The 13098-nt window shown below is 60.3% G+C and carries 11 protein-coding genes; 5 read left to right on the forward strand and 6 right to left on the reverse strand.

Annotated features, from left to right (window positions below):
* Positions 1-3: 3 nt before the first annotated feature.
* From ABHV46_RS14930 to ABHV46_RS14940, 3 genes are all read right to left on the reverse strand, one after another.
* Positions 4-1497, reverse strand: coding sequence for a YifB family Mg chelatase-like AAA ATPase (locus ABHV46_RS14930; protein ID WP_438382116.1), 1494 nt, complete (start codon positions 1495-1497; stop codon positions 4-6).
* A 79-nt stretch (positions 1498-1576) separates the two neighbouring features.
* Positions 1577-2827: a phosphoglycerate dehydrogenase gene (serA, locus tag ABHV46_RS14935; protein WP_438382117.1), complete on the reverse strand. Its 1251-nt coding sequence runs from the start codon at positions 2825-2827 to the stop codon at positions 1577-1579.
* A 55-nt stretch (positions 2828-2882) separates the two neighbouring features.
* Complete coding sequence (locus ABHV46_RS14940; RefSeq protein ID WP_438382118.1) at positions 2883-3683, reverse strand: inositol monophosphatase family protein; 801 nt, start codon at positions 3681-3683, stop codon at positions 2883-2885.
* 150 nt (positions 3684-3833) lie between these two features.
* Between ABHV46_RS14940 and ABHV46_RS14945 the strand changes: the two genes are divergently transcribed.
* The 4 genes from ABHV46_RS14945 to smpB all read left to right on the forward strand — a co-directional run bounded on the left by ABHV46_RS14945 (position 3834) and on the right by smpB (position 6878).
* The gene (locus ABHV46_RS14945) at positions 3834-4565 is read left to right on the forward strand and encodes a 3-deoxy-manno-octulosonate cytidylyltransferase (protein WP_438384447.1); all 732 of its coding nucleotides are present in this window, start codon (positions 3834-3836) and stop codon (positions 4563-4565) included.
* On the forward strand, positions 4562-5401 hold the full coding sequence (locus ABHV46_RS14950; RefSeq protein WP_438382119.1) for a prephenate dehydratase: 840 nt from the start codon (positions 4562-4564) through the stop codon (positions 5399-5401). The genes ABHV46_RS14945 and ABHV46_RS14950 overlap by 4 nt, the downstream gene beginning before the upstream one ends.
* A gap of 85 nt (positions 5402-5486) precedes the next feature.
* Positions 5487-6383, forward strand: a complete 897-nt coding sequence (gene dapA, locus ABHV46_RS14955) for a 4-hydroxy-tetrahydrodipicolinate synthase (protein ID WP_336945552.1) — start codon at positions 5487-5489, stop codon at positions 6381-6383.
* Positions 6384-6878 carry an SsrA-binding protein SmpB gene (gene smpB, locus ABHV46_RS14960; protein WP_188427095.1) on the forward strand — a complete coding sequence of 165 codons (495 nt, stop codon included), beginning with the start codon at positions 6384-6386 and terminating at the stop codon, positions 6876-6878. It begins immediately after the preceding gene.
* A gap of 229 nt (positions 6879-7107) precedes the next feature.
* Here the strand turns inward: smpB and ABHV46_RS14965 are convergent, their stop codons facing one another.
* Positions 7108-7785, reverse strand: a complete 678-nt coding sequence (locus tag ABHV46_RS14965; protein WP_304500115.1) for a cold-shock protein — start codon at positions 7783-7785, stop codon at positions 7108-7110.
* A gap of 341 nt (positions 7786-8126) precedes the next feature.
* Here ABHV46_RS14965 and ABHV46_RS14970 point away from each other — a divergent pair, with 341 nt between their 5' ends.
* Positions 8127-9122: a lipid A deacylase LpxR family protein gene (locus ABHV46_RS14970; protein WP_438384451.1), complete on the forward strand. Its 996-nt coding sequence runs from the start codon at positions 8127-8129 to the stop codon at positions 9120-9122.
* Between the two features lie 101 nt (positions 9123-9223).
* Here the strand turns inward: ABHV46_RS14970 and ABHV46_RS14975 are convergent, their stop codons facing one another.
* Both ABHV46_RS14975 and recG read right to left on the reverse strand, forming a co-directional pair.
* A complete protein-coding gene (locus ABHV46_RS14975) occupies positions 9224-10825 on the reverse strand; it encodes a putative bifunctional diguanylate cyclase/phosphodiesterase (RefSeq protein WP_438382120.1) in 1602 nt (533 codons plus the stop codon).
* Positions 10826-10965: 140 nt separating this feature from the next.
* Positions 10966-13056 (reverse strand): ATP-dependent DNA helicase RecG, encoded by a 2091-nt coding sequence (gene recG, locus ABHV46_RS14980; protein WP_438382121.1) that lies wholly within the window; start codon positions 13054-13056, stop codon positions 10966-10968.
* Positions 13057-13098: the final 42 nt, after the last annotated feature.

The raw sequence follows: 13098 nt of genomic DNA on the forward strand, positions 1-13098 counted from the left end.
CGACTAACGCAATCTGAAACCGAGCGCCTCGCGTATATGCGGGGCGCCGACTTCTTCAACTGCATCCAGATCGGCGATGCTGCGGCTGACGCGGAGCAAGCGTGTCAGTCCACGGGCTGAGAGGCGCAGTTTTTCGCCTGCTTCCGTCACAAGGCTGCGTCCCTCCTGGCTTAGAGCGATAGTCGTGGCGTTGGCCTGCGCGTTGGGGACGCCTTGACGGGCGAGCTGTCTGGTTCTGGCAGCGCAGACCCGAGCGCGAACGGCAGCGCTGCTCTCTCCCGGTGGGGCAGTAATCATGTCGATAGGCGAAACCGGGGTAACGAAAAGCGAGAGATCCATGCGATCGAGCATCGGGCCGGAGAGGCGCGACAGGTAGTCCTCGCCGCATTGGGGGGCTTTTCTGCACGCGCGGCTCGCATCGCCCAGATAGCCGCAGCGGCACGGGTTCATGGCTGCAATGAACTGAAAGCGCGACGGGTAGAGCACGGTCTGTTTGGCGCGGGCCACAGTAATCGTCCCGGTTTCGAGCGGTTGGCGCAGCGATTCCAGACAGGCTCGAGAGAATTCAGGCAGTTCATCCAGAAACAGCACGCCATTATGGGCGAGGCTGACCTCGCCCGGTCTCGATCGTGTTCCACCACCGACAAGGGCGGGCAGGGTGGTGGAATGATGTGGCGCCCTGAACGGAGGCTGGGTAACCAGCAGACTGCCAGTCGCCTGACCGCCGAGGCTGTGAATACGGCTGCATTCGAGAATCTGCTCATGGGTCAGATCGGGCAGGATCGACGGCAGGCATTGGGCAAGCATGGATTTTCCGGCGCCCGGTGGCCCGGTCATGAGCAGGGAATGACCGCCACTGGCTGCGATCTCCAGCGCGCGTCTTCCCAGGTCGAGCCCCCTGATTTCTGACAGATCGGCCAGATTGGGCGGAGGGGCGACGCGTTCGAGTTCCGGGGGGGGCAGGACATGATCGCCGTTGAAATGCGCGAGCAGGGCGCGAAGCGTATCGGGGGCGAGAATATCGAGCGTGTCGCTTGCCCAGCGTGCCTCCTGCGCCTGTGGCCTGGGGCATATCAGGCCGAGTTGTGCTCTGTCGGCTTCCAGCGCAGCGGATAACACGCCCCCCGTGGCCTGGAGCCGACCGTCGAGAGAGAGTTCGCCAATTGCGGCATAGGCGCTGACCGCCTCATGGGACAAAATCCCCATAGCTGTCATGATGGCGAGGGCAATGGGCAGGTCGAAATGAGAGCCTTCCTTGGGCAGGTCGGCGGGCACCAGATTGATCAGAATGCGTTTTGGGGGCAGTGCCAGACCGAGGGCGGCCAAAGCAGCGCGAACGCGCTCGCGGGCTTCGCCGACCGTCTTGTCCGGCAGGCCCACAATAATGAAGGCGGGCAGGCCGGATGAGATCTGTATTTCTACCGTGACCGGTATGGCATCGATTCCCGCAAAGGCGAAGCTCTGAATACGGGCAATCGATGAAGATGAAGAGGTCACGGCACCCACTAAAGTCAGGAACAGATCTCTCTGTTCCTAACGATTACGGGTGGCGCGTCAATAATTCATTAATAATTATTCAGCGCTGATAGATCAGACGGGCGCGCATCGTGCCCTTGAGATCGCGCAGTCGGGCGAGCAGTCGGGTGTCGAGTTCGCTGTCGGGGCTCGCATCGATCTCGACCACCACATAACCGACTTCGCCATCGGTCTGCAGATATTGTGCGACAATGTTGCATTCCTCGCTCGAAAAGATCTCGTTGATCTGGCGCAGAATACCAGGGCGGTTTTCATGCACATGCATGAATCGCGTCCCACGCGGACGCTCGGGCAGCTGAACGGGCGGGAAGTTCACGGCGCCAAGCGTCGAGCCCACATCGGAATACTCGACGAAACGCTTGGCGACTTCGACGCCGATGCGCTCCTGCGCCTCCATGGTCGAGCCGCCGATATGAGGGGTCAGAATGACATTGGGCAGGCCCTGCAACGGAGAGACGAAGCTCTCGCCAGCGCCTTTTGGTTCTTTCGGGAATACGTCGACGCCGGCGCCCATCAGATGGCCGTCGCGCAGGGCAGCGGCAAGAGCATCGATATCGACCACCGTGCCGCGCGCATTGTTCAGCAGAATCGAATTCGGCTTCATGGCGCGAATTTCGGCCTCGCCGATCATGTCCTTGGTCTGATCGGTCTGCGGCACGTGAAGGCTGACGATATCCGATTGGGCCAGAAGCTCTTGCAGGCTGGCAACCGGGGTCGCATTGCCATGCGGCAGTTTGTCGATGGTGTCATAGAAGATTACGCGCAGGCCGAAAGCCTCGGCCAGAACGGAGAGCTGTGAGCCGATCGAGCCATAGCCCACGATGCCCAGCGTCTTGCCGCGCACTTCCCAGGCATTGATGGCCGATTTGTCCCAGCCGCCCGCATGGCACTGCTCGGAGCGTGACGGAATGCGACGCAGCAGCATGACGATTTCGCCCATGACGAGTTCGGCCACCGAGCGCGTATTGCTGAAAGGAGCGTTGAAAACCGGAATGCCTGCCATACGTGCCGCGTTGAGATCGACCTGATTGGTCCCGATGCAGAAGCAGCCGATGGCCATGAGACGGTCAGCCGCCTCGATCACTGGTGCGGTGAGCTGTGTGCGCGAGCGGATGCCCACCATATGCACCCCCTTGAGCGCCTCTGTCAGGGCCTCGCCTTCAAGCGCGGTCTTGAGGCAGGTGACCTGCCTGTAGCCCTGCGCTGCAAGATGCTGCGCGGCGCTCTCATGAATGCCTTCGAGCAAAAGAATGCGAATGCGGTCTTTGGGGAGAGAAAACGAGGCTTCCATGTTTGGCTCCTGTCAGCGGCGCAAATCCGAAGAGCGGTGCTAGCCTATAGTCTTGTCAGGGGGAAGGGCGAAGGCGCGCGACCGCGTCTTGCAGCAGGGCCTTGTTGCCGCAGGCGAGAACCGTGCCGTCGCTTTCCAGCGTCAGGGGCGCGCCCTGCCAGTCGGTCATGACGCCGCCCGCGCCAGCGACTACCGGGACAAGAGCCCCCCAATCCCAGGGCTTCATGGTGCATTCGGCGATCACATCGATCTGGCCGAGTGCCAGCAACCCGTAGCCATAGGCATCGCCGCCCCAGCTCGTGCGCCTTGTCGCTGCCTTGAGTTCTGCGAAGCGCGCGTCATAGGGGGCGATCAGCATATCCGGCGACGTGCAGGAGAGTTCTGCCTCTTCGAGGGCAGGGCAGGAACGCGTGCCGATAGTGCCCGGCATAGCGGCGGAGTCGAAACGGGTCGGCGCGCCGTCGACGCCGATCCAGCGCTCCCGGGTGAGAGGCTGGTCGATGATGCCGAGAACGGGCTTGCCCTTGTGAAACAGGGCGATGAGCGTGGCAAAGCTCGGCCGCCCGGTAATGAACGCTCTCGTGCCGTCGATCGGATCGAGCACCCATACCCAGTCGCCTTTCACGCCCGAAAAGCCGAATTCCTCGCCCAATATCGCCTGATCGGGATGACGCCGAGTGATCAGGTTGCGCATGGCTGTCTCTGCCTCGCGATCGGCACGCGTGACCGGGCTCTCATCACTTTTATCGTCCACGGTGAGCCCGACGCGGAAATGGGGTGAGACCGCCTCGCGCGCGCGATCGGCGCAAAGCAGGGCGGTTTCCAGGCAGGCTGTGAGATCGGGCCGAGACGTCATGATGGTTATTTCCGGGGCAGGGGGCGGGAAAACAGGGCAAGAAGGCGCGCAATGCTGCCTTGCGGGCGATTGACGCATCAAGGGGGGTGCGGCATGTCTGGCCATGCGCTGCAGCCCTCACAAGACAAGCGGAAAGCCTGCTTCTACCCTATGAAACCGATCATCGTCATCCCATCACGTCTGGCATCGACGCGTCTGCCCAACAAGCCTCTTGCCGAGATAGATGGCAAGCCCATGATTCTTCAGGTGGCACTGCGCGCGCTTGCCGCCGGGATCGGGCCGGTGCTCGTGGCATCTGGCGATTCAGCCATTCTCGATGTTCTGGCCGATCATGGCGTCGAAGGCGTCCTGACCGATCCGGCGCTGCCGAGCGGGTCGGACCGGGTTTACGCTGCTCTTCAGAGTCATGACCCTGAGGGGCATCATGATGTCGTGATCAACCTTCAAGGCGATCTGCCTCTGATCGCCCCATCCTGCCTTGCCTCGGCGCTGCTTCCCGTATCGCAGGGCGGATTCGATATTGGGACGCTGGTGGCAGCCGTCGAGACGCAGGAAGAGGCCAATCGGGACTCAGTCGTGAAGGCCGCCTGCGCTTTCGCCGAGGGGCAGGCGATCGCTCGCGCGCTTTACTTTTCGCGTCGTGCCATTCCCTGGGGGGCAGGGCCGCTCTGGCATCATGTCGGGGTCTATGCCTGGCGTCGTGAGGCACTGACGCGTTTCGTATCCCTGACGCCTTCGGGGCTGGAGAAGCGGGAATCGCTTGAGCAGCTTCGCGCGCTTGAGGCGGGTATGAGCATCGGCTGCGTGGCGATTGACGAGGCGCCGCTTGGTGTGGATACGCCCGAGGACCTCGTTCGTGTTCGCCAGGCGCTTCGCTCATGACCCGGATCATTGCTTTTCAGGGGCGTCCCGGCGCCTATTCCGATCTCGCCTGCCGCACGGCGCGCCCCGGCTGGGAAACCCTGCCTTGCCCCAGCTTTCAGTCGGCAATCGACGCGGTGCGCGAGGGGCGGGCCACGCTAGGCATGCTCGCTTGCGAGAATTCTCTGGCCGGGCGTGTGCCCGAGATTCATGCGCTTTTGCCAGAAGCCGGGCTGCCTATCATCGGCGAGCATTTTCAGCGCGTCGAGCATTGCCTGCTGGGCCTGCCGGGTACGCGTATCGAAGATCTGCGTCGTATCCACACCCACCCCGTGGCGCTCGGCCAGATACGCGATCTGGTTCGAGAGCTTGGTGTCGAGCCATGCTCGGCTTTCGACACGGCGGGCGCGGCCGAAATGGTCGTGCAATGGCAGTCGCGCGAAGATGGCGCCGTCGCATCTTCTCTCGCCGCCGAATTGAACGGGCTGGAAATTCTGCGCGCCAATGTGGAAGATGCCGCCCATAACACGACACGCTTCTACCTCGTCGCGCGTGAGGCCGTATGGCCTGCCGCCGACTCTGAGCGCGTCATGACCACGCTGGTGTTTCGTGTGCTCAATCGCCCCGGCGCTCTTTATCAGGCGCTGGGTGGTTTTGCCGAAAACGGCGTCAACATGACCCGGCTTGAAAGCTATATGAGTCCCGGCACCCTGACTGCGACGGGATTTCTGCTCGATGTCGAAGGCCACCCAGAGCAGACGGGTTTGGGAGAGGCACTTTCGGTTCTGCGCGAATGCAGCGAAAACATAGCGATACTGGGTGTCTATCCGGCCAGCCCATCACGCTATCCTGAATAGGCGCCCTCACGGCGATATCCATTTGACAGCGCCGTTTAGAGTTCTATTTAGCAGCAGGTTTGTTCAACGCGGCAGGTGAGGGCTCATGGCACGAAACAAGGATTTCAAGGGGTCTCTGACCGCGCTGCTGACTCCTTTTCGCGATGACGGTACGGTCGATCTCGCTGCTCTCGGTCGTTTCATCGACTGGCAGATCGAACAGGGCACGGCAGGGCTCATTCCTGCGGGCACAACGGGTGAAAGCCCTACGCTCACCCACGACGAACATGCTCTGGTCGTGGCGCATACGGTCAAGGTATCTGGCGGTCGCGTGCCTGTCATGGCCGGGGCCGGGTCGAACAGCACCCATGAGGCCATCGGCATGGCGCGTCACGCCAAGGCTGTGGGGGCCGATGCGTTGCTGGTCGTAGCCCCCTATTATAACAAGCCGACGCAGGAAGGGCTGTATCAGCATTTCATGCTCGTGGCCGACGCCACCGATCTGCCGCTCTACGTCTATAATGTGCCGGGCCGCTCGGTGGTCGAAGTGCTGCCTGAAACGATGGCGCGTCTCGCTGACCATCCCAACATCGTCGGCACGAAGGACGCGACAGCCAATCTCTCGCGGCCGCTTCAGCTGCGCCATCTTCTTGGCGGCAAGCCTTTCACCCTGCTGACGGGCGATGACGGTACCACTGTCTCTTTCCTTGCCGCAGGAGGGACAGGATGCATCAGTGTGACGGCCAATATTGCCCCGCGTCTCTGTGCGGATATGCATGAGGCCTGGCAGGCAGGCGACGTGGCGCGGGCTATGGAAATCCAGCAGATATTGACGCCGCTTCACGATGCGATGTTCTGCGAGAGCAATCCCGGCCCCGTGAAATATGCGGCTTCGCGCCTCAGGCTGTGCACGCCAACCGTGCGCCTGCCTCTTTGTGAACCCGGTGCCGCGTCTCGCGCTGTCATCGATGAGGCCCTCAAGAACACAGGCCTGTCAGGATGAATTGTGGCTGAAAAGAAGAAATCCGGTCTGATCTCGCACGGCATCGCCTCGCAGAACAGAAAAGGCCGGTTCAATTATACTATTCTCGAAACCGTCGAGGCGGGGATCGTCCTCAAGGGGCCTGAGGTGAAAAGCCTGCGCATGGGCCGTGCCACGATCAACGAAGCCTATGCCGGAGAGCGCAACGGCGAAATCTGGCTGCTGAACTCCTATATTCCCGAATATCAGGGCGGGGTTCTGTCGCGCTTCGACACGCGTGCGCCACGCAAGCTGCTCTTGCACAAGAAGCAGGTCGACCATCTTCTCGGTGCGGTTTCCCGCTCAGGGGCTTCGCTCGTGCCGCTCGATATCCATTTCAACGCGCGCGGCGTGGCCAAGCTGACTTTGGGTCTTGGTCAGGGGCGCAAGAAAGAGGATAAGCGTCATGCTATTGCCGAGCGTGACTGGCAGCGTGACAAGGCTCGACTTCTACGAAGCAAAGGCAAGGATTACTGAGCCGGATCCCGCTCTTGGTGCCCGCAGCGGGAAGTTCCTGAGCTGAACAGGATAACCAAAGAAAAACCACGCCATATTTGAGTGTGGTTTTTTTGTGCGCCATAGCGGATCTGTATTACCCAAAAAACGGAATCTCGAGGGATTGAAAGTATAGAAACAGATTTTTAGCGGTCGTAAGGCACAAAAAAACCCGGCACAAAGGCCGGGTTTTTCTGAAAAGCAAAGCTAATCAGGCAATGTTGATGTCAGCGGCTTCAGGACCCTTCTGGCCCTGAACGACCTTGACGTCGACTGCCTGGCCTTCATTCAGGCTCGACAGGCCTGAGCGCTCCAGAGCGGAGGCGTGGATAAAGATGTCCTTGCCGCCGTTCTCCGGAGTGATGAAGCCGAAGCCCTTCGTGGCGTTGTACCACTTCACAATGCCACGAAGCTCCTGAGCCTGCGACAGGTCGGGGGCCGGACGGGCCGGACGGCCGCCGCCGAAGGACGGACGCGGGCCAGCCGGGTTGAAAGCAGCGCGCGGGCGCGGGGCTTCTTCTGTGCTGGTGTCGACGGTGAGAACTTCGGCAACCTGGCGACCCTTGGGGCCCTGACCGATGCGGACGTTCAGCGTGGTGCCCGGATTGACGCTGGTGTGACCAGCGCTGGACAGCGCGTTAGCGTGAAGGAAAACGTCGCCTGATCCATCAGCCAGTTCGACGAAGCCGAAGCCCTTCTCGCTGTTGAACCACTTGACGCTGGCGCCTACTTCAGGGCCTGACGCCAGAACCTGGGGGCCGCCCGAAGGGGGACGACGATTTTGCATCCCGCCACGATCACCGCCGAAGGAGGGGGGGGCCATAAAATCGTCATCGAATCCGCCGCGGCGCGGGGAACGTGGGCTGCGGTCGGTACGGTTGCTTCTCAACGGTCTAATCCCGAGATCTGTACGGTGATCCATCTTCGTGAGAATCACCAATGTTGTAAGTCGAAACGCTGTGCACAGGGCCGCCCGCAGTTGAGTGCAACAGGCGATGTCCACAGGGGGTTTCAGGGGAACCCTAACACGGTTTTTTCAAACTATGCCACTGGAAAACGTGGCTCGATTACCACGATTTTCTTTATATCGCGTTTTTATGAGCAGATCGTCTTTTCGTTCCCGTCAACCACTGTTTCCTGATACGTGGAATGCGATAAGGTAGTAACCTACTATTTCAGAAAGGGATGGATTTGCGCTGTTCAAAGTCGCGCTGGCCGAAAGCCAGGCAGATCAAGACGGGATCGCTTTCGGCTCTCGGTCTCGTGCTGGTTGGCGCTTCTGCTGCCCATGCTACGCCGAAGCAGGATCCTTACGGCACCTGGACTCTTCAGGGTGAGAACGACGCCGTTTCGACCTTGAAGGGAACGTCGGACCAGTATTACACGTCGGGTCTTCGCTTCAACTGGACGTCGGGCACCGACAACCTGCCCAAGCCTTTTGCCGATGTGAACCGTTTCCTGCTCGGCAACGGCACGCAGCGTGTCAGCCTCGGTGTGCAGCAGCTCATCTTTACGCCGCGCGATACACAGCTTGCACAGCCCCCTTCAGGCGATCGTCCTTACTCGAGCCTGCTTCTGGGTACGGTCAATTTCATCAATGATACCGATCTGTCGCGCAGTGTTGCAGGCATCCAGTTCGGTGTGATGGGGCCTGCCGGTCTGGGTCGTCAGCTTCAGAACGGTTTTCATGGCGCGATCGGCGATACGAAGAATCGCGGCTGGCACACACAGCTTCAGAACCAGCCGGTCTTTCAGATCCAGGCCGGTCGCATCTGGCGCCTGCCCGTCGTGAATCTTTATGGTATCAGCGCCGATGTGCTGCCGGCCGTTTCCGGCGCTGCGGGCGATTATCGCACCTATGCCGATGCCGCAGGCACTTTCCGCATCGGTCAAGGTCTGGATAGCGATTTCGGCAATGCGACGATCGGGCCGGGCCTCGATGGCACCGATGCTTTCGTCGCGACCCGTCCGGTCGCCTGGTATGTCTATGGTGGGGTCGAGGGTCAGGCCGTCGCCTACGATTCGACGCTTCAGGGCAATACGCTGCGCGATAACTCGCCTCATGTCAGCAAGACCTGGGATGTCGGGATGATCCATGCCGGCGTGGCTGTCATGTGGCATGGTGTCCGCCTGTCTTATAGCCAGAACTGGCAAACAGCCCAGTTCAAGACGGCTAAGGCTGGTCTGTTCAACTACGGGTCGCTCAAGCTTTCGGTCAAGTTCTGATCCGAGAGAGGGTACGGTCGGAGCAACCCGGTCAAAGAAAAGCCATGGCACCTCGCGGTGTCATGGCTTTTTTACACCTATGTTCGTTTCGGGCGTGGCAATCAGAGATAGTCGGTGGTGGGCACGCCAAGCAGATAGCCCTGAACCTCTTCGCAGCCATAGGAGTCGAGAAAGGCCATTTGCCTCTCGGTCTCCACGCCTTTGGCGCAGCAGGAAATACCTAGACGCCGTGCCATCTGGATGGTCTGCCCCATGACTTCGTTAACCCGACGGTCGTCAGTAAGTCGCAGCATGAAAGAGCGGTCGAATTTTATCTGATCGACAGGAAAATTAGCCAGACGTTCGAGCGAGGAATAGCCGGCACCGAAATCGTCGAGCGCGACATGAACGCCTAGCGCACGCAGGCGCGAGAGTTCCTGATAAGCAATATCGCGCGGCCCGAAAGAGCGCTTTTCGGAGAGCTCGATCTGAAGTCGTTCAGCGGCAAGGCCTGTCTCGCGGAGAACGCTCTCAACTACGTGAGAAAGGCGACGCTTGGCGAGCCAGGTTGGCGAGATGTTTACGCAGACGCGTAGCGGATGGCTCCATGACGCTGCGGCCTTGCAGGCCGTTTCCAGACTCCATTGATCGAGTTTTTCGATCAATCCACCATTTTCGGCGCATTGAATAAAGAGGTCGGGAGGCACCTGTCCCTTGCCGGGACGCTCCCAGCGCAACAGCGCCTCAAGGGCTACGACGGTTTGAGAGCCTGACGCGATGATCGGCATCCAGTTGAGCGAGAATTCACCGCGTTCGCTGGCACTGATCAGATCGCGCTCCAACCCCGAGGTGCCTACCAGCGCGGCGATACTGGTCGAACTCGCGCGTCTCTCATGCGCGCCGCCGTGATGACGAACTTCCGCCATGGCGGCATCGACGGCTTGAAGAAGAGACGCGGTCGTGGCGCCGTCTTCAGGGAAGAGTGCCCAGCCGATCGAGAACGATGCCTGGATTTCGCTGTCTTCAACATGAATAGTAGGAGAAAGCGACTGGCGAATGGTGGCGATCAGCGAGCGGGAGGTCACCAGAGAGAGGCCCGGCGGCGACACGACGAGAATACTGCCGCCGCCCGCATAGCTCAGAAACGCGTGTTGTGGCAGGATGGTCTTTACCCGCCCGATGGCCTCATCGATGATCCGATTGGATGTTTCCCATCCATAGCGCAAATTGAGCGTGTTCAGATGGTCGAGATCGATTGCCATGACCGAAAAGCTGGTTTTGCGTATTTCGGATGCTGCTGTCGCGATCAACTGCTCGATATGGGCGGCGCAGAGCCCCCGATCTGGCAGGTCCGGGCGTCTGGTCTGCAAGGTCTGGTTGCGCAGGATCGTCTTTGCGCACACAGCCAGATAGGGCGCAAGCTCACGCAGCTCGGTTTCCTCGACAGTGAGCGGAATATGCGCGAGGAGCGTGACGTCCGTGTCGAGGGCGAGGCCGAGTTCGTATCCGGTCTCGGTTTTTTCGAGATGCAGCGCATCGGGGCTGGCACAGACAGTCTTGACGCAGGCTCCGGTAATCTTTTTCGTATGATCGCCATCGCTGGCGATTTCTACGAGCTCGTCTTCCGTGTCATAGCCGCAGATGCATACTGCCGAGGCGCTCAACAACCGGCGCGCGATTTCGAGTATCGCTGTTTGCGGCAGAAGCTGTTTGTTTAGGGACATGACGCCTCTCTCTCACGGGAAACCCGCTTATGAAAGACAATGCAGGTTTGAGCAAGTATGCACAAGTTCCAGTCAAAAATCTATATGACACATTATTTCAAATCCTTAAATAAGTATTGGTATGGTGGGTAGTCGACGACTTATCCTGAGCGATTGATACGTTTCATGTCATCGCGGTCGAATAGATTGAGAAGTATTTGAAGTTCCAGCGCAAGCTCGGTCATTTTTGTCGACTTCCCTGAAATAACAACAGCGTCACGATGCGCTTCATGTAATAGAGAGTCGGCGTCTACGCCCTCGGTGAGGCGAAATAAGGGTAGACCGGACTGACGATTCCCGGCCAGGTCGCCTCCTCCCCGCAGCTTGAAATCCCGCTCGGCAATCATGAACCCGTCCTCGGTTTCGCGTAGAAGAGCAAGGCGCTCCTTGCCGTTGGCGCCGGTCGCATCGTCGTAGATCAGCAGGCAGTATGAGGCGGCGGCACCGCGGCCCACGCGTCCGCGTAGCTGATGAAGCTGGGCGAGACCGAAGCGCTCCGCATGCTCGATCACCATTACAGAGGCGTTTGGGATATCAACCCCAACCTCAATGACCGTGGTGGCAACTAAAAGGCGTGTTTCACCCAGCCTGAACCGGTCCAGCTCCGTCTGTCTCTGGGCAATTTCCTGCCTGCCATGAGCCAGCCCGACGGGCACGGAGAGGCGCAGGGAGAGGTCTCCCCAGCGTGCCTCGGCTGCCGCCACGTCGAGTACTTCGCTTTCTTCCACCAAAGGACAGACCCAGAAGATCTGGGCGCCATGGCGCAGAATGCGCGTTATGCCGCTTATCACTTCATCCAGCGTGGAAAGCGGGTGAAGCGAGGTCTGGATCGGCTTGCGTCCAGGCGGTTTTTCGTCGAGGCGGCTGACGCTCAGATCGCCCCATTGCGTCAGAAGCAAGGTGCGCGGGATCGGGGTGGCGGTCATCACCAGAATATCGGTATGCTCACCTTTGGCGCCGAGCATCGAGCGTTGCTGCACGCCAAAGCGATGCTGCTCGTCAATGACGGCCAGAGCGAGGTCGTGAAACGCAACCTTTTCCTGAAAAAGGGCATGAGTGCCGATCACCAGTCTGGCCGAGCCGTCTGAGATGGCCTCAAGGGCAAGTCGTCGTGCCTTGCCTTTCACGCTGCCCGAAAGATAGGCGCAGGGTACGCTGGTCAGGCGTGAGATTGTCTCGAAATGCTGGGTTGCGAGAATTTCGGTGGGCGCCATAAGCGCCGCCTGAGCGCCGGACTCGACGGCACGAAGCATGGCCAGCAGTGCCACGAGCGTCTTGCCTGCGCCGACATCCCCTTGAAGCAGGCGCATCATCGGCGCAGGGGCCGCGAGATCGGCATCTATTTCGGCTAGCGCCCTGATCTGTGCGCCGGTCGGTTGATGACCGAAGCGGGTCAGGGTTTCGCTGCGAAGAGTGTCATCGCCAATGATCACACGTCCCGTCTGGCCGCGCGCTTCGAGCCGCGCCATGGCGATGGAAAGCTGATCGGCGAGGCACTCGTCATAGGCCAGTCGCTCGCGGGCCAGTAGGGCGAGGCTCGACCAGTTCTGCCCGGTATCGGATGTAGGCCGATGCAGCGTTCCAAGCGCCTGTGCAAAGCCTGGCCAGTTGCGTCGGGCAAGGCGATCGGGATCAATCCATTCAGGCAGAGCTGGAATCAGATCGAGCGCCTTATGCACCGCCCGTCTCATGACTGAGGTGAACAGCCCCGCCGTAAGTGGCCAGACCGGGTCAATTGGGGGAATCGTGTCTCGCCGTGCCCAGCCCAGCATATAGTCGGGATGCGGCATGGTAAGCGAGAGCCCATAGCGTTCGAGCCGTCCCGAGATGGCCAGCTCGTCACCTACCGCGACAGAGCGGATGAAAGCCTGATGAAAGAACAAAATGTCGATTTCATCCGTGTCATCGCAGGCGCGAATGCGGAAAGGCTGTCGAGGGCGCGAGGGCGCCACGATATCCAGCACGCGCAGCTTCGCCGTCAGCGTGGCGCCGGGCATCAGCTGGTCGCGAGCCTCGCGCAAGGTCAGCACGCTGCGCCGGTCTGTGTAGCTTGTGGGCAGGGTGAAAAGAAGATCGATCACGCGTGGGCCGCAAGCAACCTTGCGCAGCAGATCGGCGTAACGAGGGCCGATGCCAGGCAGGGTTGCCAGCGGGGCGAGCAGGGGCGAAATCCTTGATGACTCTGGGTGCATGGCCTTCGCGGAACATGGGCTGACAGCGGGAAACGCACAGGC

The sequence above is a fragment of the Asaia sp. BMEF1 genome (assembly GCF_051628905.1).
GTDB lineage: Bacteria > Pseudomonadota > Alphaproteobacteria > Acetobacterales > Acetobacteraceae > Asaia.